This window comes from Mesorhizobium sp. M0894 (assembly GCF_040319725.1).
Taxonomy (GTDB): domain Bacteria; phylum Pseudomonadota; class Alphaproteobacteria; order Rhizobiales; family Rhizobiaceae; genus Mesorhizobium.
Map to the genome: position 1 here is coordinate 1 of NZ_JAMYOG010000007.1, position 26,969 is coordinate 26,969.

18 protein-coding genes are annotated in these 26,969 nt (G+C 60.2%); 6 read left to right on the forward strand and 12 right to left on the reverse strand.

The features are described 5' to 3' along the window. Window positions 1–97 (reverse strand): NAD(P)-binding domain-containing protein (locus tag NKH91_RS15265; protein ID WP_352884808.1); only part of this gene is annotated, 97 nt, incomplete at its 3' end. A gap of 158 nt (window positions 98–255) precedes the next feature. Continuing rightward, window positions 256–990: an SDR family NAD(P)-dependent oxidoreductase gene (locus NKH91_RS15270; RefSeq protein WP_352884800.1), complete on the reverse strand. Its 735-nt coding sequence runs from the start codon at window positions 988–990 to the stop codon at window positions 256–258. A 268-nt stretch (window positions 991–1,258) separates the two neighbouring features. Here NKH91_RS15270 and NKH91_RS15275 point away from each other — a divergent pair, with 268 nt between their 5' ends. Then, a complete protein-coding gene (locus tag NKH91_RS15275; RefSeq protein WP_023716506.1) occupies window positions 1,259–2,155 on the forward strand; it encodes a LysR family transcriptional regulator in 897 nt (298 codons plus the stop codon). A 202-nt stretch (window positions 2,156–2,357) separates the two neighbouring features. Here NKH91_RS15275 and NKH91_RS15280 read toward each other — a convergent pair whose 3' ends face one another. From NKH91_RS15280 to NKH91_RS15300, 5 genes are all read right to left on the reverse strand, one after another. Then, on the reverse strand, window positions 2,358–4,583 hold the full coding sequence (locus NKH91_RS15280; protein WP_352884799.1) for a mechanosensitive ion channel family protein: 2,226 nt from the start codon (window positions 4,581–4,583) through the stop codon (window positions 2,358–2,360). A gap of 422 nt (window positions 4,584–5,005) precedes the next feature. After that, on the reverse strand, window positions 5,006–6,088 hold the full coding sequence (locus NKH91_RS15285) for an adenylate/guanylate cyclase domain-containing protein (RefSeq protein WP_352884798.1): 1,083 nt from the start codon (window positions 6,086–6,088) through the stop codon (window positions 5,006–5,008). Window positions 6,089–6,091: 3 nt separating this feature from the next. Beyond that, a complete protein-coding gene (locus tag NKH91_RS15290) occupies window positions 6,092–6,583 on the reverse strand; it encodes a Rab family GTPase (protein ID WP_023716509.1) in 492 nt (163 codons plus the stop codon). Between the two features lie 16 nt (window positions 6,584–6,599). Beyond that, on the reverse strand, window positions 6,600–9,257 hold the full coding sequence (locus NKH91_RS15295) for an OmpA family protein (protein ID WP_352884796.1): 2,658 nt from the start codon (window positions 9,255–9,257) through the stop codon (window positions 6,600–6,602). 7 nt (window positions 9,258–9,264) lie between these two features. Continuing rightward, window positions 9,265–9,930, reverse strand: a complete 666-nt coding sequence (locus NKH91_RS15300; RefSeq protein ID WP_031193285.1) for a DUF3450 domain-containing protein — start codon at window positions 9,928–9,930, stop codon at window positions 9,265–9,267. A gap of 409 nt (window positions 9,931–10,339) precedes the next feature. Between NKH91_RS15300 and NKH91_RS15305 the strand changes: the two genes are divergently transcribed. After that, on the forward strand, window positions 10,340–10,471 hold the full coding sequence (locus NKH91_RS15305; RefSeq protein ID WP_084642351.1) for a glycosyltransferase: 132 nt from the start codon (window positions 10,340–10,342) through the stop codon (window positions 10,469–10,471). Window positions 10,472–10,552: 81 nt separating this feature from the next. Beyond that, a complete protein-coding gene (locus tag NKH91_RS15310; protein WP_352884795.1) occupies window positions 10,553–13,525 on the forward strand; it encodes a trifunctional glycosyltransferase/class I SAM-dependent methyltransferase/polysaccharide deacetylase in 2,973 nt (990 codons plus the stop codon). Window positions 13,526–13,830: 305 nt separating this feature from the next. Here NKH91_RS15310 and NKH91_RS15315 read toward each other — a convergent pair whose 3' ends face one another. After that, window positions 13,831–14,511 carry a redoxin domain-containing protein gene (locus tag NKH91_RS15315; RefSeq protein WP_023716514.1) on the reverse strand — a complete coding sequence of 227 codons (681 nt, stop codon included), beginning with the start codon at window positions 14,509–14,511 and terminating at the stop codon, window positions 13,831–13,833. 19 nt (window positions 14,512–14,530) lie between these two features. Then, entirely contained in the window at window positions 14,531–17,830 is a 3,300-nt protein-coding gene (locus NKH91_RS15320) for an ATP-binding protein (protein WP_352884793.1), read from the reverse strand. Window positions 17,831–18,109: 279 nt separating this feature from the next. Here NKH91_RS15320 and NKH91_RS15325 point away from each other — a divergent pair, with 279 nt between their 5' ends. After that, entirely contained in the window at window positions 18,110–19,204 is a 1,095-nt protein-coding gene (locus NKH91_RS15325) for a branched-chain amino acid ABC transporter substrate-binding protein (RefSeq protein WP_352482327.1), read from the forward strand. Between the two features lie 80 nt (window positions 19,205–19,284). Further along, complete coding sequence (locus NKH91_RS15330; protein ID WP_352590478.1) at window positions 19,285–21,756, forward strand: adenylate/guanylate cyclase domain-containing protein; 2,472 nt, start codon at window positions 19,285–19,287, stop codon at window positions 21,754–21,756. Between the two features lie 547 nt (window positions 21,757–22,303). Here the strand turns inward: NKH91_RS15330 and NKH91_RS15335 are convergent. The 3 genes from NKH91_RS15335 to NKH91_RS15345 all read right to left on the reverse strand — a co-directional run bounded on the left by NKH91_RS15335 (window position 22,304) and on the right by NKH91_RS15345 (window position 25,321). Next, window positions 22,304–23,689 (reverse strand): hypothetical protein, encoded by a 1,386-nt coding sequence (locus tag NKH91_RS15335; RefSeq protein WP_352493866.1) that lies wholly within the window; start codon window positions 23,687–23,689, stop codon window positions 22,304–22,306. Between the two features lie 208 nt (window positions 23,690–23,897). Beyond that, entirely contained in the window at window positions 23,898–24,422 is a 525-nt protein-coding gene (locus NKH91_RS15340) for a GNAT family N-acetyltransferase (protein ID WP_023716519.1), read from the reverse strand. Window positions 24,423–24,496: 74 nt separating this feature from the next. Further along, a complete protein-coding gene (locus NKH91_RS15345) occupies window positions 24,497–25,321 on the reverse strand; it encodes a hypothetical protein (protein WP_352884791.1) in 825 nt (274 codons plus the stop codon). 204 nt (window positions 25,322–25,525) lie between these two features. Here NKH91_RS15345 and NKH91_RS15350 point away from each other — a divergent pair, with 204 nt between their 5' ends. Next, window positions 25,526–26,941, forward strand: coding sequence for an adenylate/guanylate cyclase domain-containing protein (locus tag NKH91_RS15350; RefSeq protein ID WP_352493869.1), 1,416 nt, complete (start codon window positions 25,526–25,528; stop codon window positions 26,939–26,941). Window positions 26,942–26,969 lie beyond the last annotated feature (28 nt).

Genomic DNA, 26,969 nt, shown 5'->3' on the forward strand with positions numbered 1-26,969 from the left:
GCCGGCGGCTCGCGACGGTCACGTCGATGTTTTTACGGGCGAAGGCGTGGGCGAGGGCCTGGCCTACCGCACCGAATCCTACAATAGCGTAGCTCATAGTGCTTCTCCGATCCGTATTGGTCTTGATTCCCCGGCCCTCAACGGCGCTGGGTTATCCGTTCTACTGTGTGGCGTCCTTTGCGTAGACGTCCCGGCGTTCCATCATGGACACGCTAGTTCCCGCCGGTCAGCCGCTTCCCGCGATCCGCCGCGATTTCAGATGGCCGAGAAGCCTCCGTCGACAGACAACTCCAGCCCATTCACGAAGCTCGAATCGTCTGAAGCAAGAAACAGCGCGGCCGTCGCAATTTCCTCAGGACGCCCCATCTTTCCCCGCGGGATCAGGGATTCGAACATCCGCTTCCCCTCCTCGTCGAGAACTTGGTCCTGCATCGGTGTGGCGATCGGCCCCGGGTGCAGCACGTTCACCCGGATATTCCTGCCCTTCAGCTCGTTGAGCCACCCGCGTGCGAATGCGTGCAACGCCGCCTTGCTCGCCGCATACACGCTGTAACCAGGAAAACCTTTCACCGAAGCAACTGATCCGGTCATGAAGATCGATCCGCCATCGTTGAACAGCGGCAATGCCTTTTGCACCGTGAACAGCGTGCCGCGCGTATTCAGGCCGAAGGTCGCATCGAAATGCTGCTCGGTAATCTCGCCCAGTGGGACGGCTTCGCCCGTGCCGACGCTCGCATACAGGACGTCGATCTTGCCCTTTTCCCGCTTGACTGTATCGAACAGGCGGTCGAGGTCGTCGAGATTGGCCGCATCGCCGCGCACGCCGGTCACGTTCCGGCCGATCAGCTTGACGGCCTCGTCCAGCGCCCCCTGTCTCCGGCCCGTGATGAAAACATAGGCGCCTTCTTCAACGAACCGCTTGGCGCTCGCCAGCGCCATGCCGCTCGATCCACCCGTGATGACTGCAACCTTACCCTCAAGCTTTCCCATGACTTCTCCTTTCGTGGTGTCGGGACAGCATCTGCCTCCGAGAACCTCGAAATGGGTCCGCAGGCGTCAGGTGTTGAGTGCGGAAGCGCGCACATCGGTGGTGCGAAATCGATCCGGCTGGACGACTGAGGCCAGCCGCGACGATCGGCGTCCGCCGTTCGAAATTGGCCCGCGCTCGTCGACATAGGCTATGATGACCGCCCGTACTGCTGTTCGATGTGTTAGATACGGGCTTTGGAAGGCGCACCGCGCGGTGCCGGATTGCACCATGATCGACTGGGATGACGTTCGCTACTTTCTTGCCGTCTCGCGCGGAGGCTCCGTGCGGGCTGCCGCCGAGCGCCTCGGTGTGAACCACTCGACCGTGCTGCGACGCGTCGCCCAGCTCGAGGAACGCCTCGGGGTGCACATGTTCGAAAAGCTGCCTTCGGGCTACCGCCTGACGGCTGCGGGCGAGGAGGTCCTCGAGTTCGCGGACCAGATGGAAGTGTCGTCGCACCTGCTGGAGACGCGCGTCTTCGGGCGCGACCAGAGCGTGCGCGGGCTTCTGCGGGTGACGCTGGCACCGCCCCTCGCGACACACCTGCTCATGCCGGATTTCGCCGATTTCGCGCGTCTGCATCCGGACATCGAGATGGAAATCTTGTCGTCCGGCGAGCTGGCAAATCTGACCAACCGGGAGGCCGACGTCGCGATCCGCGTCGTCTACGACCGCAAAACCCTGCCGCTCAATCTTCACGGCCTGAAGGGACCGGAGCTGTTCGGCGGCGTCTACATGTCTCGCGATCGACTAGCCGCGTGGCGTGCGGGCGCGCCTGATCCCATCCGGTGGATCGTCATAAGCATTCATGGCATCCCGGATTGGGCCAGCGAGGGTGAGGTTCGTACCACGGGGGTTCCGTTCAGGACCACGGACGGCGAGGCGCAGATCGTTGCAGTACGGCAAGGGCTCGGGATGACGACACTGCCGTGCTTCGTCGGAGATGCCGACCCCCTACTGGTGAGGGTGCCGGGCACCGACCTGCACATGTACGGAACGCTCTGGCTTCTCACACAGGGGGAGACACGCAAGACAAAGCGCGTGCGGCTCTTCACCGAGTTCGTATCCCGCAGGCTCGCCGCGTACGCGCCGCTTCTCGCGGGACGGTCCTTATCGCGTGACTGACGCGCGGCAGGTAGCCGATGGCGCTGTCTCGAGCGTACCGCTGTATCAACTTACGCAGCCCGATGTAAATCTCGGGACGGACTCTGGTTGTAGACTGCCTCGAGACCGTCTTTTTCGTCTTAACGGTTGAAGATAGAAGAGTATCCCTGCCACGGGCGATGCGCGGAAAGCGACGCTGTGACCGGCAGGTGTCACAGCTTTCCTACTCCGGTGTGCTGGCTTTTTTTCTGCGCCGAATAGTGTGCGACTGCGCAACGGCCATTTTCAACTCGGGTGTGATCTCCAACGGCGCATTCTCTGCCCCATGTGGGTTCTGTAGCCCCTGGACCTGGACGGTCGGAAATGGGAGTTCGATGCCCTGCTCTTTGAAGACTTGGCGGAGGCGTACATAGAATTTGCGTTTCATACCGAAGGCGCCTCCCGGTTTGGTTGTGGCCTTGACCCTCAATACGATGCCGTATTCGCCGAACTCCTGTACGCCCTGCATCTTGATCGGGTCGAGCACCCAGTGTTTGAACTCGGGATCTTCCGCCAGTTCGAGGCCGATCCGCTTGATCAGCTTGCGAGCGAAGTCGATATCGGTGTCATAACCAACGGTGATGTTGAATTTGTCGATAACCCAATCACGACTCTGGTTCTGGACTGCCCCGAGTTCACCGAAAGGTATCGTGAACAGCGGACCACGATGGTGGCGCAGCTTCACCGAGCGCAGCGAAAAGCTTTCCACAGTACCCTTGTAATTGCCCGATGAAATGTATTCGCCGACACGGAACGCATCATCGAGCAGGAAAAACACGCCTGAAATGACGTCCTTGACGATGGTTTGTGCCCCAAAGCCCACGGCGACGCCGACGACGCCAGCGCCGGCGATCAGCGGGCCGATCTGGATACCCAGCGAGGCGAGCATCATAAGCACCGCCATCACGATGATCGATGCGAGCAGAATGTTCTGGAGGATCGGCAAGAGCGTGTGCAGCCGCGCCTGCTGCGGATCGAGGACCGGGACATCCTCGTCGCTGATCACAGGGTGCGGTGTTTCGATGCCCAGCTTTCGTTCGATCAAAGCTTTGATGATCGACCAGCCGAAATCGGCTGCTAGGGCAATGACCACGACATTGACCAAGCCGCGCAATATGAACGTCGTCGTCGTATCGCTGTCCCGCATGGATTGCATGTCCAGACCCCAGACACGTGCGAGAAAGTAAGCCGCCGCCAAGATGAAAATCATTCGGATTGCGCGATCGATGACAGCGATCGTCACCGCCGGGATCGTAGGCCGGCCGACATCTTCCGAACCTGGTCGCAGAACGAAATTAACCCCGCGCTGCGTCATCACGATTGCAAAAGGCAGGAAGAATGCGGCGAAGGTAAACCAGAAGTATGTATTAAGGCCGGCGATGCGCTGCAGGAACAGGACGACGAAATAAGCAGTCAATAGCCATGTCGCTTCCGTGTGACCGATGTGGCGCGCACCGTCTCGCTGCGTTCTTGGCCGACGCCAAATCGCGAGCAGCAGGAGCACCAGCAGCACGAAGTCGGCGCCCAGTGACAGGACCATCATTCCGTCCTGATCGATGCCGAGACCTGGCAAGAGGATAAACGCGGCGCCGAAGAAGGCGAAGACGCCGACGATCCGGGGTAGCCAATAGGACCAATGGTCAGCCGCTTCGTTGGTGATCGGCAAAGCACGAACCTCGACGGCGTTCTCGACGTTCATGAAGGAAGGGACGAGCGTGGCCATGACGTACATGCGCACACCCCATGTAACGACTGCCGCCATCAGAAATGTCAGTACAATCTCGCGGATAAGCATTGGCCAGTCGAACAACATGAACGCGCCGGCGCTGCCCAGTGCGAAAGAGACGATCAGCATGCTGGAATAAAGCATGCGACCACCAATCTTCTTGGCTCGCCCAATCGGCGTATCCTTCGGTTGCGCGATAATCCAAAGACGAAATGGACGGGTGAACTTGAACGTTGCCCAAGTGAGTGCCAGGCCGGCAGCGATGAACATCGCAATCAGCACAAATACGGCGGCTGACCCCTTGCTGGACATATCCTCCATCGTCTCTGCCCGAACGCGCGCGAACTGGCCTGGCAGCAAGGGCAAAGTTCGCACGATTCTTTCGATATGATGCCTGATCCCATCGAGCGTCGAGGATGCCATCGTATTCATCTGGCCGGGTGCGGCCACGGCGCCGGACGATGCGTCGGTCGGCGAAACTCCTGTCTCGGCAGGCGCTCCCGTTGACCCGGCGTCCTGATTTCGCTGTTCGGCCACCCAGGCCTTCACTGACGGATCGTCGAGAAGGTCGAGCAGCTGTTTGACCCTTTCAGGCGGGGCGGTCGCCGGCGCCTGCGCCTGTGCCTGACCTGTCAACAAAAGGGCGATCCCAAAGACGAGCGGCCTGGCAATCAGGGCAAACATCGCAGTCAGGTCTCCGAGACGCCGTGCCAGGCGCGCCAGGTTCCTGGCCCCCAATCGTCGAGTGATGCGTGGCATCGTGCTGTTAACCTTCCGGTCAGATCGGCTAGCAACGACATCTATGTCCGTTGTTGCCCTACCTTGAAGAAACCGATGTTGCGGTGCAAGACGTCATCGTTTCGACCCAGACCGTTACGCCGGGTACTTCGCGGTGTCTACTTAGCCGCCGGGGGAGGGCATTCCGACCTAGGCCCAGCCTCCAGCCGTTATATGAACTGCGCATCCGTGATGCTGGGCGTAAAAGACCCGGCACCAGGATCCCCCAGGCCAGAACGCGTATGCCGCGGTGGGCATCGCCGACCGAGGCTATGTGATGGAAACTGGGCGCATGACCGTGCAGGGAAGAACGATGGCGACGTCAGATATCAGGATCCGATTTCCCCCGGGAGCCGCCACATTCGCACACGACCTGTACCACGCAATTCCGTTTCCGCGAGTGGGTCGCAAGCAAAATTTTGTCCAAGCAGTTGATGAGTTGCATCCGAAATACGGATTTCATCGGGCTCCGCGGACGTTTGGATACGTGCGGCGAGATTAACGGTGTCGCCCCATAGGTCATAGGCAAACCGCCTTTTGCCTATAACGCCCGCCACGATTGGTCCTGAGTGAATTCCAATTCTGAGTCTTATCGGTTCTCCTGCGAAGCGTTCGAGCTTAACCGCCTTCCGCAGTTCAAGTGCATAGTGCGTAAGGGCTTCCGCATGATCGGATCGCGCGGCGGGCAGGCCAGCGACCACCATCACACAATCGCCGATTGTCTTGATCTTTTCGCAGCCGTATCGCTCCGAGAGCAGATCCGCCGCCTTGAAGAAGTAATTTAAAATAGCGAGCGTCGTCACGGCTCCGACGTTCCGCGCTCTTTCCGTAAAACCGACGATGTCGGCAAAAAGCACACTCACCTCTGCGTAGTTGTCTGCAATTTCTTCGTGCGCTTTTAGCCGCTCCGCGATAGACGCCGGAAGAATGTTGAGGAGCAGGGCTTCGGCGCGCTGGTATTCACGCGACAATCCCTCTTGGCTCGCCCTCAACGCCTCGTTCATCGATTGTAATTTCTCGTTGAGTTGACGCTCCCTCTCTTGCAGGAGCGTCATTTCATAAGCCTTCTGTTGAAGTCGCTGCCTATTGTCGCGTTCGGCAGTGGCGTCAAGAAAGAGCAGCCACACGCAGGCATTGTCAGCAAAAAGATGGAGGTCCGCGACACGCCCGCTGGGCAGTTCGACCATGGCCATATGATATGGAAGCTCCGGGCAGGGCAGCAAACCTTCCATGAATTCAAGCTGCTCGGCAACAGGCTTACCTATGCGAACTGATGAGAGTCCGTAATGTTTAACGTTGCCGCCCTTCGCAGCTATGCAAAGCTGGGCGTCGATTTTCAGATATGCGACGGAGCGCTCGTTGTAGAAGAAATCGTAAATCCAGCTTCTGACTTCTCTTGGCAATTCATGCATGGTCTATTTTGCGACCATCGAAGCAAGCTGACGAAACGCATCATCAACATGTTCACCCGAAAGCGCACTTGTTAGATAGATTTGCCATCCAAGTTGCCTCAGTTCGTTAATTTCACTATCCGATATTGCCCACCGATCGGCCAGATCGGATTTGTTGAGCAGCAATACAAACGGCATAGCGCCGAATTCAGCCTCGGCCCGCTCGCGCAACGTGAGCGCCACGGCGAGAGTGGCGGCGCGGGTTCCATCGACGACAAGCACGAGCCCGCTCGCACCTCGCACATAGCTGACGCGGAATGAGCCGATATCGTCTTCGCCGGCCAAATCCCACAAAATCAGATCCACGGTTTTGTCCGGGAATGCGACACTCTTCTTGTCGATTTTCACTCCCACCGTGGTCAAGTAGGTTTCTGAAAAGATGCTTTGCACAAACCTGCGAACCAGACTCGTCTTTCCGACAGCGAACCCGCCCAACATGCAGATCTTCTTTTGCAATTTCCTGGGCTCCGCCCTAGTGGAAGTTTACCGTAACCGAAACTCTGCGGTTGGCGGAGTTCCCCGTTCGGCTATTTTCAATCTCCGCTGGCTCAAAGGTGCCCGCGCCGCGAACCAAGAGCAACTCCGGATCGACGCCGCGCTTCTTGAGAAGCGCACGAACTGTTTCCGCGCGCGCGGCGCTGATCGACAATTTGGCCGTTTCACGGCCCGTCTCGTCCGAATGGCCGGTCAACATGAACTGTGCTGTCACGCCTGCGTTGCGGGCGTCCTTGGCCAATTGCTTCAACTGATTCGCCAAATTGTCGAGAACCGGCAGTTGCTCTGGTCCCGGTACAGCCTTGCCAGAATCGAAGAAAATGTTGACCGCTTGAATAGCCTCCCTCAAATGAGTGAGTTGCGGAGGGGTCAACTCACGCAGCTCGGAGATTTCTAGAGAGAGTCCGTCCGCGGACAGCTGTTGGGCGGCGACCCGCGCCCGATCTATCCATGCGGCAGGAGCCTCACCCTGGGCAACAATGCGATCCTTGATGATCATAAGCCGAACCGATTTCGGCGGAGCCAGCGACGCCATCAGCCGCTTCAGCACGAACTTCGGATCAAGGCTTTGATAGAATTGCCACTGTGAATGAACGCGAGCAGGATCGACCCCTGTTCCGGACAGCAAAGCCTTCGGGTCGGCGGCCTGCGGGTCTCTCAGGCCGGAAATATAGAAATGTCCGCCCCTTGCCGTTTGTTGGGCGACGATGATTCCCGCTTGGGCCTCCAGTCGCGACACATAAGTCTGCCAGTGCTCCGCCGCGCGTGCTTCGGGGCTCACATCACGAACCTTGGAGATGTCGAATTCCGGTCCGCCTGCCGAAAGCTGTCGGGCCGCTGCGCGCGCACGATCTATCCAGGTGTCGGGAGCCTCACCCTCGGCAACGATGTGATCCTCGACGATCGAAAGCCGAACCGATTTCGGCGGGGTCAGCGACACTATCAGCCGCTTCAGCACGAACTTCGGATCAAGGCTCTGATAGAATTGCCACTGCGAATGAACGCGGGCGGGATCGACCTCCGTTCCGGACAGCAGAGCCTGCGGGTCGGCGGCAAGCGGGTCTCTCAGGCCGGAAATATAGAAATGTCCGCCCCTCGCCGTTTGTTGGGCGACGATGATTCCCGGTTGGGCCTCCAATCGCGACAGATAAGTCTGCCAGTGCTCCGCCGCGCGTGCTTCGGGGCTCACATCACGAACTCTGGAGATGTCGAATTCCGGTCCGCCTGCCGAAAGCTGTCGGGCCGCTGCGCGTGCGCGATCTATCCAGGTGTCGGGAGCCTCACCCTCGGCAACGATGCGATGATTGACGATCGAAAGTCGTACTGAATCCGGCGGAACCAGCGACGCCGTTAGCCGCTTCAACACGAACTCCGGCTCGAGGCTCTGATAGAATTGCCAGCGTGAATGAACGCGGGCGGGATCGACCTGCGTTCCGGCCAACAGCGACTGCGGGTCGGCGGCAAGCGGGTCTCTCAGGCCGGCAATATAGAATTGGCCATCGCGCACCTTTTGTTCGGCAACGATGATGCCCCGCTGGGTCCCCAGTCGCGACACATACGCCTGCCAACGCTGCCCGGATTGCCAGGAAAGAAAGAACCAACCGCCCGCAGGAATCAAAACCAGCAGGATTGCAGCCACTACCAGCCACGGAAATCCCTGGTTTGATTCCTCCTGCTTCAGTTCAACGCAGGTCTGCAACTGCGTCTCGACGCCAGCCAACTGCGAACTGTCGCCGTCAAACTGCTCTAGAGCCTGTGAGTATTCATCATGGATGCGAAGCAATACATCGCGAATTATTTCATGTAATTCCTCCGGCGGATTTCCCCGGATCACCGCAACCAGGGTCGCAAACGGTCCAACTTCCGACCAGAGACGAAGCTCCCCGAAACGAATAGTGTCAAGGCCGCTCTGTTCTTTCTCGTTAAACGAGTCTTTTACAAAATCCTGAATTGCACTAAGCATCGAAGAGATCAGTTGAGGATCTTCGCTGGTTGCGTTTTCGGCAGTTACATGCTTGATCAAAAGCCCGGAATTGCGGTGAATGAGAAAGGCGTGTTCTACACGATAGACAAGAGAATGCCTGAGAACAACTTCTGAGAAGCTTGCCCCCGTTCTCCAAGCTTCAAATCTCCACTTGAGCCCATGCCAAGTAAATATATGTCTTAAAGTTTCATTCAGCGACTGAAAGGTTTGGTCGATCTTTTCGCCGATCGACTTGCGAATAGCCGGCAGAAACACCGGGTATAATATATCCGTCAGCGTGCCCGGGCTTTTCTGGATGGACCGTTGCACAGCCCTCTCGACAACTGGCGCAAGGGCCTCGCCGAGTTGCGCATGAGACGCGTGTGCGGCTGCACTGGGGAGGACGCCCCCCACTGCGGCCGCAAGCTGCTCAGGTTCGTCGAGCAGGTGCGTAACTCGTGAAAGCTCCGAAATTTCGCGGCCGACCAGCAACTGGCGAAGCGTTTCCATGCGAGGATCGGCGGTTGGGATTCCGTCGAGACGCGCACGATAGTCCGGATCAACGTTCCGGGCAATTTCGATCAAAAGGCGAGCCAGAGCCTCGCGATCAATCTCTGTATCGTTCGAAGCTGCTCTTTGAGGAAGGCTGATTGGGTCGACGGTCGACGTCAAGTTCCGATCAACTCACTTTCCAGGTACGCTCCGAGTTGCTCTTGCTGCCGACGGGATCCTGATTTAGACATTTTGCAACCTCGACAAACAGGCCAGCCAAAAGATTTCGGTCGGTCTTGACATTGCCGAGATCGGAAAACATTTTCTCCATCAGCATCTGAATGCTTTCATTCTTTTGCTTGATTTCCTCACGCAGCAAATGGTCGTTTCGATTTATCCGGTCCGCAACTTCGCGCTCAAGCTCGCTCAACTGATCCGACAACGCCCGCACCTGCTTTTCAAGCGCCTGATTTTGCTCGCGAAGATTCCGGTCAATCTCCTTGTCGGCGTCGGCTCGCGCGTCTTTTTCGTTCCGCAATTGCGCGGCAAGCGAGTCGACCTGCTTCTTTGCATTTGACTCGTACATTTCAAGATTGCGCTTGGCCTCGGATTCGACATCCTTGAAGCGCTGCAAGACCCGTTCTTCAAGCTTGGAAAAGCGGCGGTCATAGTCCTGCATCTGGTTGCCGAACAGCAGATCACGTATCTTGTCGACACCTACAGCGTCGCCGGGGGCCCCGCTCTCGCGAGCCTGGCCCGCCACGAAGGTCAGCCCGTTTCCGTCTGCATTACTTATCAGATTTGCGTCCGCTTTATTTGCCGAAGAAGCGGTACTCGAAGATTCCTTGGCCATCCCATGCCCCTTCTTTTGAACATTGTCACAGCGCTAATTTAGCAACTGATAAACATGTCAGCAAAATAGCCGACCCGCAAGCCGGAATCTTCTCGGCTTAAGTCGTTTCGTGCGTCCCCATTCGGGTAGATTTGGACATGCGGCTCGATCCGGATCAGCTTACGCTCGCGTCTCGCCCGCGATCATCTTTTTGCAGATGAAATGCGCGAAAGGAAATGCCGCGGCGCATCGGCCTCAGTCTAAGCCGTCGGGCATGCGCGCTTGCCATTCGGCCTGTCTTCAAGTCTTTTTCGCCTGCCTCTAATTCGCCCCGATCTTGACAGGGCAGTGCTGCCAGCCGATGCCGTCATCCGGTTTTGACATTCGCCGACTCTTGCCGAAGAAAACGAAAGCTCGATGATCCAGGACAATGCTACCGCAAGGCGGTGTGGTACCGATGCTCAATGCCGAGCAAACCGTCGGCGCAACGCTTGCCGGCATCCGCCGGCAGACCTACCAGATACTGGATATAGTCGTGGTAGACGATGGGTCGATGGACTGATCGGCGTCGATTGTGACGGCCTATGCCGAGAAAGATCGACGCATCTTGTTCTACCTTCGAACCGGGCGCGAGTAAGACGGCGTGGCGCCTAATCCCTTGGTTTCAATCGTGGTTCCTGCGCACAACGCGGAGGTAACGCTGGCGCGCGCACTCGATTGCCTTCTCGATCAGGAAATAATGGACTGGGAGGCGATCATCGTCGACGACGCCTCCACGGACCGCACCCCCGCGATCATCGCCGGTTATGTGGAGCACGATGCCCGATTTCGGACGTTAAGCTCTTGCGCGTACAGCGCCGCCGGCGCGCGCAATAGCGGGATTTCGACAGCGCGCGGCCACTGGCTCATGTTTTTGGATGCGGACGATTGGGTGGATGCCAGCTTCCTTGCGAAAATGCTGGCCGCACTTGAAGCAGCGCCCGATGCGGTCGCCGCCTATTGCGGTTCTCGGCGCGTGATGCCCGATGGCGAACTCACCCCGTCGAGCATCGCAACGGAGGTTGCGATCCAGCCCTTCGAGACATTCGCCCGCCGGTGTGCCATCGCCATTCACGCGCTGCTGGTCGACCGGGAGACAATTGTCGAGTTGGCCGGTTTCGATGTGTCGCTGCGCACCTGCGAGGACTGGGATCTGTGGCAGCGCCTCGCACGTCTAGGCAAAAATTGGGTGATGGTCGACGAGCCGCTCGCTTTCCATCGGGTCAGCCCCAACTCGCTCAGCCGCAATTCGACGCAGATGCTGGCAGATGCGGAAATCGTGATCGCCCGCGGTTTTTCTGCTGATCCCAGGGTCAAACACCCAGCATCGGCTCACGCCAATGGAGCGATCGAAGCGAACGGCCGCACCGCTTCCGAAGCACTCGCGTGGTTCGCGTTGTGGAACGCCGCATCGGATTGCGGCTGCGGCTCGCGCTCGATCAACCCGCAGTCCCTGCGCGCGCTCCCGGCAGGACGTAAGTGGGCGCGTGAGATCGCCAAGGTGGTCTTCGATGGCCTTATGGTAGGAAGCCTATCGGTGCCAGCGCAATTGGCTGCCAAGTGGGACAGGTTCGGCGGCTCCCTCACCGAATTGATCATCGAACTCGGCAAGGTCTGGGACGATCCCGTAGCGGGTCGCCGCGTCCAGTATCACCTCGAGCAAATGCTTCTCGACTTCGACGATCTTGCCGCGCCGCGCAAACTGGCGCGGACACTCGGCATTCGCGTCGACGCTCGAAATCCGACCTCGATCGAGCTTCCGGAAGGAATCGATCAAATTTATGCTTATCTGATGATGGATGGCCAGATCGAGGCTTTCGTACAGTTCGGCGTACTCGGGAAAGTGACAAGGCGTCATTGGACTGAGTTGATCCTGAATTTCGTGCCCCCTGAGCGGCTTATGCACAGTGCCGCGCCGCTTGCGAGGCGATCACCTGTACATGCACCGCAAAAGGGCGTCGGTGCCGACAAGTCAGACATGTTTGCAGCCGAGGCATTGTTGTCCATAGCGGGACGCCGGTCTGATCGGGACAGCCATTTCGGCAAACTCGCGGGATTGGCCGCGGAAGCGCAGGCGCTGGTTGGGTCGAGCGCCGAAGCTACAGAGCCTCTAGCAGCGCCGCGCCGTGCACGGGCCGCGGATGGGCACGACAATGATCGCACGTCTTTCTGGAATCGCCATTTCGCGACCGAGGATCCCTGGAACTACGGCTCGCCCTATGAGCAGGAAAAATATGAGCGGCAGCTCGAAATTTTGCCTGCCGGTCCCATCGGATGGGCGCTTGAGCTGGGCTGCGCGGAGGGCCACTTCACGCGTCAGCTGGCGCCGCGGGTGGGCCATTTGACCGCAACTGACATCTCCGCCGTAGCCATCGGGCGGGCGCGCGCGCGATGCGGCGATCAGCCGAACGTTGAGTTCGGCGTACTGGATTTCTCCGCCGACACGCTGCCGGGTGAGATGGATCTGATCGTCTGTTCGGAAGTGCTCTACTACCTGGATGATCTCGCCGAGTTGCGGCGCATCGCCAAAAAACTCGTTGAGGCGTTGGCGCCTGGCGGCAGTTTCATCAGCGCACACGCGTTCGTGCTACGTGACAATGTTGAAAGGACGGGCTTCGACTGGAATACATTCGGTGCACAAGCGATCTCAGAGACGCTGGCAGCGACCGACGGCCTCGTCCTCGAGCAATCGATCCAGACCGAACTCTACCGCATAGACCGCTTCCGCCGCCTGTCACCAGGCTACGTGGCGACGGAACCGACGATTGATCATGTGCCAATCCGCGCGCCCGTCGAAATCGGGGTCGCGCGAAAAATCGTCTGGGGTGGGGCGCGGGCCTTGCGCCGCGACGTCGCACGTAGCGAGCGGCGACAGCGTATCCCCGTCCTCATGTATCACAGCGTCTCCGATGAAGGTCCGGCCGCGCTCGCCCGTTTTCGGCTCACCCCCGCCGCATTCGCCAGCCAAATGGCATGGCTGCGCGCCAATGGCTTTCACGCGATTAGGTCCGAGCAGCTGGAATGGTTCATCGCCAACCGTCAGCCTTTCGTTGGCCGCCCAGTGCTCATCACCTTCGATGACGGCTTCCAGAACTTTGCCGACCATGCCTGGCCGACCTTGCGCGCGAACGACCTGACCGCGGAAGTGTTCCTGGTGACGGACCTGGTGGGTGAAAGTGCACAGTGGGACGCCTACAGTGGCCCGCCGACGCAGCTTATGGACGCCAGGACAGTGCGACGCCTCGCCGGCGAAGGTGCGTTCTTCGGAAGCCATCTGGCGACGCATCGCGCGATCGATGGTCTGTCGAGCTCTGACTTGGCCGCCGAACTCCTGCGCTCTCGTATGTTCATCGAACGGTGGACCGGTCGGCCAACCACGGCGTTCGCGGCACCCTTCTCGGTCACCGACCGACGGCTTGGCAGGCTGGCCAAGGAGTGCGGCTATCGGATCGGCTTCGGCGGCAGACACGGGCCGGCGGACCTCGATTGCGATCCCATCGACCTTCCGCGGATCGAGATTCGCGGGGATCGCTCGCTCGATTACTTTGTTGCCCGTATCGAGGCCGTGCTCGAATGAACGGTGAGCTTGTCAGTGTCATCATTCCTGCTCACAATGCGCAAGATACAATCGACGAGACGCTCCGCAGCTGCGCGCTCTTTCGAGATTGTTGTTGTTGACGACAGCGTTCTGACGGTTGGAAGGGGTGCTGTCGCAGCCACCCCACGATACAGGAGCCATCCACAGAGGACATCGCTAGTCCAGAGGCGACAGAAAGCATTGCCAGGACCGTACATTCTGGCTCGTCGAGGCCAATGTTAGATTTGTAACAAATTGGTTCCGCTTTTTGTTCAGTGCCGCGCCCGTTTACCTCGTTCGCAAGTCTATTGGGCCACTTGGGACACGGCTGACATCAGCTCCTGCGGGCTTGGCGCCCCAAACATGTATCGCCCGCCCTCTGGAACCTCCGTGAAGCTCCAGCGGACGATCCCCTGCCGATCCAGTAGGAACTGACCGACCAGTTGTCCGTGTCCCGTTGCCATCATCTGCTCGTCGGCTTCGGTCAGTTCGTAATGGTCCCTCTTATTAAGGATTTCGCTGGCCGCAATGGGGTCCATAGGACCGGGCAACTCGCCTGGTATATCGACCCGCATATCCTTTGCCGCTGCCATCGAGACCTTGTACGGCCAGTTCGTCTCGTTTTGGGTGAATTCGAGATTGGGCAGTCCAAAAGCACGATGTGAAGCGCGTTCAGGGTCGGAGGCCGCAAGCAGATTCGGCATCGGATGGTAGCGGAAATAGAGACGCGCCCGTTCGATTGGCGTGTTGACCACCGTCAGGCTCTCCACGCCCTTTTCGCGCAGCTCCGGATCAAGCCGCGCCTGGGCGGCGATATGGCGCCGGCAAAACGCACAATGCAGACCTCGAAACAGGCCGACCAGCACCGGCTTTTGGCCGCGAAAGTCGTCAAGCGCGATCTTGCCTTCCTGGGTAATGGCGTCGAGTATCAAGTTCGGCGCACGGTCGCCCGGTTGAAGCGGTACCAAGTCACTACGCGCGGACATTTTCCACCTCCAACCCCGGCTAGTCGAGAAAAGGCAGCACCACAAGCGCTTCCGGGTCGAGCCCGTGCTGGGCGCATATACCCTGCGCCAGGGAAAAGTAGCGTTCGGCCTCGGCCAGATTGTCGAGGTCGAGATTAAGCGTTGCAAGACCATCATAGCACGGAAACAGCAGTTGGGGTTCGCCCGTTTCGCGGGCTACGTCCAGTGCTTCGTGGAACAAGCCAACCGCCAGCTCCGGACGCCCGTTGCACTGGTGGATCTGCCCAAGCACGATCAACGGCACCGGCAGGTGCTCGCGCTGGTCGAGCGCCCGGTCGATCTCGATGGCCTTCTCGGCAGCAGGTACGCCCTCCGTTGGACAGCGATCCGTGAAAGTACAACAAGCGACCGCCAGATTGGCGAGGAGGCGCGCCTGGAAACCCAAATCACCAATATGGCGCGCCACTTCAAGACCGCGCCGACAGACCTCCATCGCGTGCGCCGGATCGATGGTCGTGTAAAGCACGCCGAGATTGGTGTAGCCGCGGCAGGCCGCGCCCAGTAGACCGGCGGCTTCGGCCAATTCAATGCTATGCTCAACCTGACGCACGGCCTCACGGTTTCGCCCAAGGCGAGCCAGCGCAACAGCCTTGGTATTGAGTGCCTCGGCGGTCACAAGGGTGGCATCACGCCCTACCTCGGAGACATGCTCCGTTGTCAGAGTGCGTACGCAATCCAGCGCCGCGTCTGCCCATTTTGCCGCGAGAGCGTGATCTCCGCTACGGAACGCCTGTCGGCCACGTTCTTGCCAGAGATGCGCCTGCTCGATCGGGGCATCCGCTCCATCGAGGAGCGCTGCCGCTTCAGCATAGCGGGATTCTGCGTCGTCCCGCTTGCCGACGTCCCAGAGCAGCCGACCGATCTTGCGTAAAACTCGCGCCGACGCGACGCGATTGGCCGACTCGCGGTATACCTGCAACACCGTTTCGTAATGGTGGTGCGCGATCTCGCGGCGGCCTGCCGGGCCGCTCAAATCGGCAATGCGCTCTGCAATTGCCAGTTTGAGCGGTGTTTGCCCGATCGCGCCCAACGCAGTCAGTGCTCGCTCGTAGAAACGAAGGGCGTCGTCGTTGGCGTATATCATGCGAGCGCGATCGCCCGCCGCCTGCAGGTAATGCGCGCCCTTCTCCCGCTCGGCGCTCTGTGCGAAATGATGACCGAGCACGGTCAAATCCTCGAGCCGCTCCGGCTTGTCGCCGAACAGTTGCTCCAAGGCAGCTCCGACCCGCCCGTGGATGTCGGTCCGCCGTTGCAGGAGTAGATTCTGGTAGATCACGTCCTGCAGCAATGTTTGCGTAAAGCGGTAGCTTTGCGACGAGACCGAGCCTGATCCGGCAACTTCCTCGATGATTTCCGCATCGCAAAGCAGTTCGGAGCCGGCTTCGAGCCGGCCGGGGTCGGTTGTCACAGTTTTCAGAAGTGTGGCATCGAAGCGCGGGCCGATTACCGCGGCCTCCTGGGCCAACCGGCGCACCTCTTGGGGCAGCCGGTCGACGCGGGCAAGCAACATTGCCTGGATAGTGGCGGGGATGCCGGTTGCGACTTCGCCTGCCACAGTCCGCCATCGCTGGCCCTCTCGCATCAGTACACCGCGATCGATAAGGCCGCGAACGATCTCCTCTAAAAAAAGGGGGTTGCCGCCCGCGCGCTCGAGAATCTGGTCGAGAAGCCCTCCTGCGGAGTTTACCCAGCTCTCGCCGAAAAGCGCCGCCAGCAGGCTGCGTCCGTCATCACTGCTGAGCGGCGGAAGCCTGAGCGCTGTGTGACTGACCCGACTTGAGTCGAGCTGGTCGTTATCCGGCGCCGGACGATGCGTGACCAGCAACATCAACCGCGTGCGCTCCAACCTGTCCATCACGAAACGTAGTGCCTCAAGCGACACGGCGTCAGCCCAGTGCAGGTCTTCGACGACAATCAACAGCGGCGACAACGCAAGCCGCCGTTCGATGATTGTGCGGACTGCGTAGAGAATTTGCCGCCGCAGCTGCTCGGGTTCGACATGCTGCAAGGTGGCATCGGGGTCGCCAAGGCCGAGCACATGGTAGAGCAAAGGCATCAGCCGCTTCGCCTCCTCGCCCTGCAGGCCGAGATCGGTAAGCAAGCCTGCGAGCTTCCCCCGCATTTCGTCCCCATTGTCGTTTTGCATCATCCCGGCAGCGCTGCGCACCACTGCGCCCAAGGCGCCAAATGATTGTTCGCCCAGCGGTGAGCACGTGGCCAGCCGCACGGCGACGTTGCGAAAACGATCCTCGTCGCCGACGCGGGCGACGAACTCCTTCACCAGCCGCGATTTCCCGATACCGGCTTCTCCGACGAGGCGGACGAGTTGGGCCGAGCCGCTGCACGCCTGGTCAAGGCTCGCCATCATTCTACTGAGCTCCGCACCACGACCTATTATCGGCGCACTGAGGCCGAGCGCCTCGAGCCCACGCGCTGCACGCGGCGTCGCAAGCGGTGCATCCAGTCGATGGACGAGCACACTGCCAGCCTTGCCGCGAAACACGACATCACCCAGCGACTCGTAAGAGAAGGCATGCCGGGTCAGTCTGTGAGTGAGCTCGCCTACCAGCACCTCACCCGGTGCGGCCAGCGATTGCAGGCGTTGCGCCGTATTCACTGTGTCGCCGGTCACCGAATAGGATTTGGCGGTGCCGATGCCCAATCCGCCAGTAACGACCGGACCAGTGTTTATGCCGATGTGGAGCAACAGAGGCGAGCCGGAGTGGGGGGTGCTTTCGCCGAGCCGCGCCGTCCGGGCGATCATGTCGAGAGCGGCGCGAAGGGCACGTTCGGGATCGTCCTCATGCGCGACCGGCGCACCGAACAACGCGAGCAGTGCATCGCCGATGAATTTGTCGACGAAACCACCAAAGTTTCGCACGGCCGCCGTCAATTCCTTGAACAGTTTGTTCTGCAGCGCTTGCATGACCTCGGGGTCGAGCTGCTCGCTGAGCGTCGTGAAGCCGCAAAGGTCGGCGAACAGGACCGTTACCGTCCGGCGATCGGCGTCAGAGAAGGGATGCAGCCCTTCTTCGCTTTCGATGTCCGGAAGCATCGATGGAGTTCGAGAAGGCGGCACAATGGTCCGGCTTGGTGTCGGAGCAGGCCGTTCGACGACTTTTGCGGGCGCACCGACGTTTGCCCCACATTTCGGACAGAACTCGAAATCAGGTGCGCAGGGGTAGCCGCAACTGGCGCATGGCACGGGCTGGCGCCTGCCACACCTCGGACAGAAGGCGTAACCGCCCTCAACCTCGAAACCGCAGCCCGAGCAGTCCATCGAACAAGACCTCACTAGAGGCCGTCCCGGCGTGACCTCGCCACGCACTTCACGGCCAGGCTATTCGCAAGGATGCACCGATAGTCGTCGACCGGCAAGCGGGAGCGCAAATGGGCATCGAGCGATCAGTGTGGGTCCGGTGGCAGGGCGCTGCGGGCAGGCATTGTTGAAGGCGCAATAGTTGTCGGATCCGCGAACGCCGCCGAGACAGCCGCGCTTGCCGAAGGGGCTGTCGGCTCTGACGGGATTGGCGTAAGCTACAGTTAAGGGGGTGCACACATGCACCGCATCATCGCCATGGCGATCTTAGTTCTCGCGGCCGCGTTCAGCTCCGCGCGGGCGGAGGTGCTGATTGGGGTTTCATCTGCGATGACGGGACGGCTCGCCTGGTTCGGCGAGCAGGCGCAGCGTGGCGCCGAGATGGCCGTGGCCGACATCAATGCGACGGGTGGCGTACTCGGCCAGCAGATGAGGCTCATCACGGCCGACGACTTCTGTGATCCCGAGCAAGCGGTCGCCGCAGCCCAGAAACTGGTGGGTGATGGTGTGGTGCTCGTCGTCGGGCACTACTGCTCTGGAGCCTCGATCCCAGCATCGAAGGTGTACGAGGCGGCGGGCGTTTTGCAGATTTCACCAGGATCAACCAATCCGCTGTTGACTGAACAAGGCCGCGCCAACGTTTTTCGAGTCATTGGTCGCGACGACACGCAGGGGATCGTGGCCGGCAACTACCTGGCCGAGCATTGGAGCAACAGCAAGATTGCGATCCTTCATGACGGCACCACTTATGGAAAGGGTCTTGCTGACGAGACTCGAAAACAGCTGAACAAGCGCGGCGTAGTCGAAGCGATCTACGAGGAATACACACCCGCGAAGAACGACTATTCGGCCGAGATCGCTGCGCTAGAGGCTGCGAACATCGCCGTGGCATATGTCGGCGGATATCATGCCGAGGTCGCACTCATGGTTCGCGCTGCGCGCGACCGCGGCTACACGGTTCAGCTAGTCTCAGGCGATGGCATGGCGACCGAGGAATTTGCTTTGATCGCCGGCCCCGCGGCTGAGGGTACCCTCTTCACGTTCCCCGCGGACGCTCGCCGAAATCCCGAAGCCGCCTCGGTCGTCGAGCGGTTCCGGGCTGAAAACTTCGAGCCCGCAGGCTACACGCTGCTCAGTTACGCCGCCGTCCAGGCCTGGTCGCAGGCAGTGGACAAGGCCGGCTCACTAGAGCTCCAAGCCGTGATAGCGGCGCTGCGCGGCAATCAATTTGATACTGTGTTGGGCCGTATCGACTTTGACAACAAGGGCGATCTCACGAGCCAAAACTGGGTATGGTACGTCTGGCGAGGTGGAGAGTACGTGCCGGTCGAATAAGGACCGCCGATGCCGTCGCCGCTTGAGACAGCTGATGGAGATCGAGTTAGCTGGACCGTTCAGAGCTATGTGTCGCCGTTATGCTTGAACGCTTCGGCATACGTGGCCGTCTGTTGCTCGCTTTTTTCGGCATCAGCACCTTCGCCGTACTCGCGACAGCGGCCGCTCTCTATGCCTTCCTCCAGGTAGGAGAGGTCGTCGACCGCATCACCAAGGATCGGGTACCGTTGGCGCTCGCGTCCCTCCAGCTGTCGCGCCAGGCAGAGCGGGTAGCCGCCTCTGCGCCCGCCGTACTTACTTCGACCAGCAAAGCTCAGCACGGCGAGGTTTCCGCCGCGGTCGGGGTCGAGATGACGCGCCTCGAGGAACTGCTTGCCGCACTCAAAGGTGCCACGCTTAGCACGGCGGTGGTGGCTGAGATCGAGGCTGCAGTTCTTGGTCTGCGGCGCAACCTCAACGCCCTCGACGACCTTGTTGTCGCCCGCCTCACAGTGGTGGCGCGCAAAGAAGAACTGTTACGCCGCTTGTCGGCTACGACAAATGCAAGCCAGCGTCTTGTGGCGCCCGGTATCCTCGTGATGAATTCCAAGCTCCAGCAATGGCAGGCGGTTACAGCCGACACGTCGCTCGCGCCGGATCGCGGTGCGGCGGCGGCGGCCGACCTGGTCCAGGCAATTGCGGCCTACATTCCGCAGCAGAAAGCGCAGCAGGAGATATCGGCGGTCAATGACGTGCTGGTCAAGACGACGGACGCGCCAACGCCAGACGATCTGACGTTGATCCTGTTTCCGCTGCGCCGGTCGCTCGCCGTTCTCGACACGGTTTCCACCGAGATCGACGAGAGGCTGCGAACCCGTTTCCAACAGCGGGTCGGCGAGTTCAAGGCATTGATCGACGGCGGGAACAGCATCCCGAAGGCGCGCAAGGACGAGCTAGCAGTGCTCGCAGAGGGCGAAAAGCTTCTGGCCGAAAACAATCGGCTGTCGCGCAGTCTCACCGCTGCCGTCGATCGCCTGGTCGCCGCGGCAGACCGCGAGATCACCGCGTCCGGTCTCGAAGCCGCGACGGTCCAGCGCTACGGTACCGGAGTTGTCCTTGGCTCCGCCTTTCTCACCCTCTTGAGTTCCGTTCTGGTTGTCTGGCTCTATGTCGACCGTAGCCTTCTCGCCCGTCTGGGAGAGGTGAGCCAAAGCATGTTCGCAATCGCCGGCGGCGATCTTCGTGCGCCGCTGCCTGCCGCGGGCCGCGACGAGATCGGCCGGATGGCCGAAGCGCTTAGGCTCTTCCGGGACACCGCAGTCGAGGTCGAGGAAAAGAACCTGCGCGATGTCGCTGAGGCGCGCCAACGGCTCATCGATGCGATCGAGAGTATCTCCGAGGGATTCGCGCTGTACGACGGGGAGGACCGGCTTGTCCTCAGCAATAGCCGCTACCGCGAACTGCTCTACAGCGACCTTGCGATCGAACTGATGCCCGGCACGACATTCGAGCACATTATTCGCCGATCCGCTGAGCGCGGCTACATCAAGGATGCCGAGGGGCGGCTCGAGGAATGGGTCGCCGAGCGGCTCTCCCGGCACCGCAACCCAGGCGAACCGTGGGTGCAGCGGCGAGGCGACGGGCGATGGATCATGATAAGCGAGCGGCGGATCACCGCCGGCGGCACGGTCGCGGTCTATTCGGACATCACTGAGCTGAAGCAACGAGAGGAGAACCTCGCAGAGAAATCCACGGCTCTCGAGGCGCTTTCCAACAAGCTGGCCAAATACCTGGCGCCGCAAGTGTACAGCTCGATATTCGCCGGCCGCCAAGACGTTAGAATCGCCAGCCAGCGGAAGAAACTGACAATATGCTTCTCCGATATCGCCGGCTTTACCGAGACCACTGACAAAATGGAATCCGAGGATCTCACCCAGCTCCTCAATCACTATCTGACGGAAATGTCGAAAATTGCTTCGGATCACGGCGCGACGATCGACAAATATGTCGGCGACGCGATCCTGATGTTTTTCGGCGACCCTGAGACGCGCGGCGTCAAGGAGGACGCGCTGGCGTGTGTGCAGATGGCTCTCACCATGCAAAAGCGGATGAGCGAACTTGCCGAAATCTGGCGTGACATTGGAATTGAGACACCGCTGCGCTGCCGCATCGGCATCCATACCGACTACTGCACTGTCGGTAACTTCGGCAGCGAGGACCGGATGGATTACACGATAATCGGCGGCGCCGTGAATCTCGCCTCGCGCCTGGAACAGGAGGCGCCACCGGGGACCGTCCTCATTTCCTACGAGACGTTTGCGCAAGTGAAGAACACGATCGACTGTGAGGAGATGGGGCATGTCCAGGTCAAGGGGATCGCCTATCCCGTCGCCACCTACCGCGTCATCGATCTGAAGGCCAATCTAGCCGGCGCTTGTCACGCCGTTCGAACCGAGCTGCCGCACTTCAGGCTGGAACTTGAACCGGAGCTGATGTCCGCTGACGAGCGTGACGATGCCGCCACTGCGCTTCGAGACGCGCTGGATCGGCTTTCCCACAAGCCCGGGCAGTAGGGCTTGGTTCACAACGACCCTTCCATGGACGCAAGGAGTAGGATGTGGGACGCAGCTTATTGGCGCTGTCGATGCGAAGGAGAACGGTCGCGGTCAGTCTTTGAACTCGGGCGGAACGTCCGCATCGGAGCCGAGACTTAACATTCACGGCATCACTGGCAAGGTCCGGATATGGCGCAAGTTGCCCGTTCCGGGGCGCCGCCTTAAACGGCAAAGTTTGACCCAGAGCGGCCGCTCGGCGTGACAGTGTCGAACGTCCGAAAGCATGATAGAGCAGTCATTGCCGATTTCGAACTCGCTGTGGACGGGTTCCGCAAGGCCGGTGTCGTGCAATGACAGGTGAGGCCATGTCAGGTCAGGCCTTGAACTGCAGACGGCTCTCAGGCAAGCCATATGACTGTCGAGGCGGAAGCCGTCGTCGAAATCCCAAAACGCATCAGCGTCAAGGAAAGCGGCCGGACCAGACGCCAGAGGCTCACACCGATAGTCGCCGTCGCTTGCGGTTGCTCACCAGAAAATCAACCTGAAATAAGGCTTGAAGTGAGGCTCAGGTCGGCTTGATCTCTGCCCGGCCGATCTTGCGCCATCGGGCGTTTTCGCGAACCAGTTTCAGGTCGTCGGTCGTCTCGGCAAATGTCCGCAAACGGTATTGTCGGAGCAGGTCCGGGAAGAGCGCCCCTTCCGGCAGGCCGGCAAGCTGCTCCCGGACCGAGATCTTTTCATCGATGACCCGCATGCCCCAGGCATTTTCCCGAACCTGCAGCTCAGCGGCCAGATCGCGCTCTTCCGGCGCGTTTTCGTCTAGCACGGCCAGAAGGATCGAGTGGAAAAGCGCTACATAGCCAATCTGTCTCAGGCCGCCCACGACCCGCACGCGCGGCAATATGGCAAGGACGAGGAACGTCAGGAACAAGTTCGGCAGCAGCACGCCGTCCAGCAGCCCCTGCTTGAGATGCAGCCGCTCGAACGGGATTAAAAGACCATGCGGCCTGTCAGGCTCGATCAGGTGCCCGTTCTCGAGGACGAGCTTGCGCACGCGCTCCTCGCGGATGCCCCAGAAATAGTCCGTGGCATTGGGCAGGAATCTGCCAAACGGGCTCGATGCGGCCTCTTGCAAGGCATGTTCGAGACGCTGGCGTCTTGCGGGTTCAATGAGCAGCCTGGAAAGAAGGCTGCCGTCATGTTCTAGATGCCGTGCCATGGCAGCCGCGGCGAGCCGATCATCGATGAAAACCGGCAGGGCCATGCCGGCACGATCCCAATTGGCGACCAGATCCTCGTTGAGGGCTGTCAGCGCATCGGCGGCGGTTCCAAACACCTTGTCCTGGCTGGCAAGCAGTGTGCCCAGCCAGCGGCTGGCATCCGTTTCATCGCCCACCGCCTCAAGCGCGCGCTTGTTGAGGGAAACGGGACCGGCCACGCAGGCGCTTTTGCGGCACAGTTTGTGGCGCCCGATGCCAAACAGGTTGACCTTGTCGTCGCCGACATCGAGCCATCCCGGCCCCTCCCGGCCAATTGTCTCCATGGTCATCGTCGTTCCCATGAAGCCGAAGAAGGCCGACAGCCCGTTTTCGACCGCGCCGAGCCAGGCAAGCAGGAGGGCATCGAAGGTGATCCGGTCCATCAGAAGCAGGCAGTGCAGGCCGGACTGAATCACCGGTCTGTACTCGAACTCGTCGAGGGTCTTGCCGATCTCGTCAGGCTGCATCATCACACCAAGGCGCTGATGCAAGACTTCGCGCAGGATCGATCGGGCAGCGATCGCCGGGGCCGATGCAGGCCTTGCCACCGGCCGCCACAGATGGCGGGCGTAATCGGAAACCGGTGCATTCCAGTTCTGCTCGATGTCGCGCACGACCTCCGGGCAGAGCAGCGACAGCACAGCCAGAATTTCCACCGGAGGCGTAGGCGTTGGGTCAAGGACGGCGGTCATTGGTCCCGTCTAGCCGCTTGCGGTGCAAACGCCAAGGGAGACCAGACTTGCTGGATGCGGCCGGCCCACACATAGATCGTCAACTCGATCAAGATGGTGTGAGCCGAAATGACCGTCTCCTACGGAGTTCTCCATAAGCAACCGCCTGTTCGCCGACTCGGCACGAATTGTTAGGTTGGCTAAACAGTTAAGGCCAAACCAGCGGATCTTAAAACCGCAGGCGGGCCATGCTCAGGAGGTCGTGGTACTGCCCGTCGGTAAAGCCGGCCTTCACATGCCGGCCTTCGACCTCAAAGCCGTGGCTTTTGTAGAGACGGAGGGCGGGTTCGTTGTCGGCATAGACGGTCAATTCGACCCGCTTCAGGGCGCGCCAGTTGTCGGCTACGTCAAGCAGCGCGCCAAGTATGGCGGAGCCGATACCTTTGCCGACAAAGGCATCGTCAAGGCCGATATTGATCTCGCCGATATGCGAACGGCGCGGCGAACCCTGCACGACCAGGCTGCCATGGCCGACGACCTTGCCGTCCAGCTCGGCAACGATCCAGGTGGTTTCCTGGCCGGACTTGGCGATACGCCGCGCCACCTGCTCCACCATCTCGAAAGGCATCCTGAGCGTGCCCCAGCGGAAGCCCGGCATGTTGAAGATAGCGCAAAGCGCCTCCGCATCGCTTGGCCGGACGGACCGGAGCTGCGGCTGGATTTTCTCGGAGGGTGGCGAGGTCGTGCTGGTCATGGCGTTCCCGGCGAAGGCAATCGGCCCGGTACGATGCACCGGACGTTACCTGAAAATCCAGCCGTCTCTGCAACCTATGATGCCGATTGCGAGCTAAAATACCGGGAGGCGGCGTAGAGTTTGAAGACGCCGCTGATGCCGATCCAGCCGAAAAGGACGAGCCAGCACAATGTCCCGGTCGCCGTCCAGTCGATCCGGTGCACCGCAGCGTCGGTGATGGCGACGCCGAGGACTGCAAGCAGGCCAACCAGAAACTGCGCCAAGCCGAGCACCAGCAGTTCCTCGCGCGGCGCGCTTCTCCAGACCAGATATATACCGCCCGCACCGGCGAGGAAGATGGCGCTGTAGACCTGAGCGTGGAAGGCATCGATCGGCCATGGCCAGATGCCACTGAATGTCAGGGGAAACAGCAACAGGCCGACGCCATAGAGCCCAAGGATCGCGGATTCCGCCGGCATGTAGCCGCGCCATGCGGGATTTAAGGTCACGCCTTTTGCAGAAGGACGGGCCCTGGCCCGCCACAGGAACAGCCCGGATACCGCGACCGAAGCAAGATAGACCAAAAACCACAGCCAGGGCGCTTTGCGCTCGAAGTTGAAATAACCGAGATTGATGAACGAAGCCACCGACACGATGACTGTGAAGATGAAGGCCATGACGAGCACGAGCCTGCCGGGCGACCAGCGATTCCAGACCAGCAGCGCCGCCATCACGACCATTTCGGCGGTGTAGAAGCCACCGAGGAAGCGCGCATTGAACGGCGTGACGGCCCAAGGCCAGCCCGGTTTGACCAGAACAGGCACGAAAAACAGGCCGGCGCCTACGATCAGGACGATGATGACCACCGCAGAGAAAAGGCGCAGGGCCGTGGGAAATGGCGGGTTGTTGGATGTCGGCATGGGAGAAAATCCCAAAGATGAATGCTCCATGGACCATCATAGTGCTGCTTGCGGCCGGTGAAAATCCGCCGAATGGAAATTGGACGGTCACCAGGCTTATCCATTCGAATGGCCGTACGATCTGTTTCGAAGTAAGATGGAGCACTCGGACCAAAGACCGGTCCGGTCAACACGCCTCGGGGCGCATTTTCCGGAACCTGCACGATGAACGAAGCTCAGGATCTGTTCTCGCTTCTGCGACAATCGGCCGATGTCGATCCACAGGCGATCGACGCGATCAAGCGAACCATCGCGGAGGGCGAGGACCGCGAACTTTGCCGCATCAATGCGCCAGCCTTCGCCAGCAAGCATGGCCTCGACGAGGAGCGCGCCATAAGCGCCTTTCTCCATGCGGCGCGGGTGGGCATCTTCGACATTTCCTGGAATGTTCTGTGCCCCGGCTGTGGCGGCGTGCTCGACACCAACGCCACGCTGAAAACCCTGCAGAAGGACGAATACACCTGCGCGCTGTGCTCCGAGGGCTATTCGCCCACCCTCGACGAGATGGTCGAGGTGACATTCACCGTCAGTCCCCGCGTGCGCAGGATTGCCGCCCACAATCCACACGAATTGCCGGTGGCGGAATATTTCCGCCAGATCTACTGGGCGTCCGGCGTCGATCTGCCGGAAGAGGATTTCGCGGAAAAGATGGAAGCGTTCTCGCTGGAGGATATCGAGCTTGCGCCCGGTGAAAAGGCGGTTCTGCCCATACAGCTTCCGTCCGAATTCATCATCGTCTTCGAGCCGGTCACCCATTCAGCGCAGTTCATCGACGGGAAGGGCGAACCAACAAAGGAGCGCCGGAGCCTCTCTTTGGCCTTCGACCGCGACCATGTCCAGAACCAGACGCTGGAGATGCAACCCGGCCCGTTGCGCATTTCGCTGGAAAACAGGACCGACACCCGCGTGCTGCCGACGGTCTTCATAGCCGGCCAGGCATTGCATGATTTCCTGGGAAAACGCCGGCCCTTCCTGACCGCCAAGCGCCTGCTCACCAACCAGACATTCCGCGATCTCTATCGCACGGATACACTCGACATTAACCAGCGCCTGAAGATCACCAGCCTGACGTTCCTGTTCACCGACCTGCGCGGATCGACCGAGCTTTACGAGCGGGTGGGCGACCTTTCAGCCTTCGATCTCGTGCGCGTGCATTTCCAGGTTCTGCACGAGATCGTCGCAGCGGAGGCAGGCGCGGTAGTGAAGACGATCGGTGATGCGGTGATGGCGACCTTCGTGACGCCTGATCGTGCGATTGCTGCCGCCCTCAGGATGCGCGATGCCATGCGTACGCTCAACGACAAGAGCGGGCGCGAGGATCTGCTGCTCAAGATCGGAGTCCACGCCGGCCCCTGCATTGCTGTGTCTATGAACGACCGACAGGACTATTTCGGCCAGACGGTCAACATTGCTTCGCGGGTCCAGAACCTTGCCAACGCACAGGCGATCTTCGCCACTCGGGCGGTGGTCGACGACAATCTCACCGCCGATCTGTTGCACAGGAAGGCGCTGACGCCCGTGCCCCACGAGGTCTCGCTGCGCGGCATTGAGCGGGAGATAGCAGTATATACGATCCCCTGAAGGCTTGGCCCCTGAAGATTTGGATCGT

Bases quoted from the DNA above. Each gene is read 5' to 3' on its own strand.
- NKH91_RS15270 (WP_352884800.1), bottom strand. From the start codon at position 990: ATGGGAAAGCTTGAGGGTAAGGTTGCAGTCATCACGGGTGGATCGAGC.
- NKH91_RS15275 (WP_023716506.1), top strand. From the start codon at position 1,259: ATGATCGACTGGGATGACGTTCGCTACTTTCTTGCCGTCTCGCGCGGA.
- NKH91_RS15280 (WP_352884799.1), bottom strand. From the start codon at position 4,583: ATGTTTGCCCTGATTGCCAGGCCGCTCGTCTTTGGGATCGCCCTTTTG.
- NKH91_RS15285 (WP_352884798.1), bottom strand. From the start codon at position 6,088: ATGCATGAATTGCCAAGAGAAGTCAGAAGCTGGATTTACGATTTCTTC.
- NKH91_RS15300 (WP_031193285.1), bottom strand. From the start codon at position 9,930: ATGGCCAAGGAATCTTCGAGTACCGCTTCTTCGGCAAATAAAGCGGAC.
- NKH91_RS15305 (WP_084642351.1), top strand. From the start codon at position 10,340: ATGCTACCGCAAGGCGGTGTGGTACCGATGCTCAATGCCGAGCAAACC.
- NKH91_RS15315 (WP_023716514.1), bottom strand. From the start codon at position 14,511: ATGTCCGCGCGTAGTGACTTGGTACCGCTTCAACCGGGCGACCGTGCG.
- NKH91_RS15320 (WP_352884793.1), bottom strand. From the start codon at position 17,830: ATGGACTGCTCGGGCTGCGGTTTCGAGGTTGAGGGCGGTTACGCCTTC.
- NKH91_RS15325 (WP_352482327.1), top strand. From the start codon at position 18,110: ATGCACCGCATCATCGCCATGGCGATCTTAGTTCTCGCGGCCGCGTTC.
- NKH91_RS15330 (WP_352590478.1), top strand. From the start codon at position 19,285: ATGCTTGAACGCTTCGGCATACGTGGCCGTCTGTTGCTCGCTTTTTTC.
- NKH91_RS15335 (WP_352493866.1), bottom strand. From the start codon at position 23,689: ATGACCGCCGTCCTTGACCCAACGCCTACGCCTCCGGTGGAAATTCTG.
- NKH91_RS15340 (WP_023716519.1), bottom strand. From the start codon at position 24,422: ATGACCAGCACGACCTCGCCACCCTCCGAGAAAATCCAGCCGCAGCTC.
- NKH91_RS15345 (WP_352884791.1), bottom strand. From the start codon at position 25,321: ATGCCGACATCCAACAACCCGCCATTTCCCACGGCCCTGCGCCTTTTC.
- NKH91_RS15350 (WP_352493869.1), top strand. From the start codon at position 25,526: ATGAACGAAGCTCAGGATCTGTTCTCGCTTCTGCGACAATCGGCCGAT.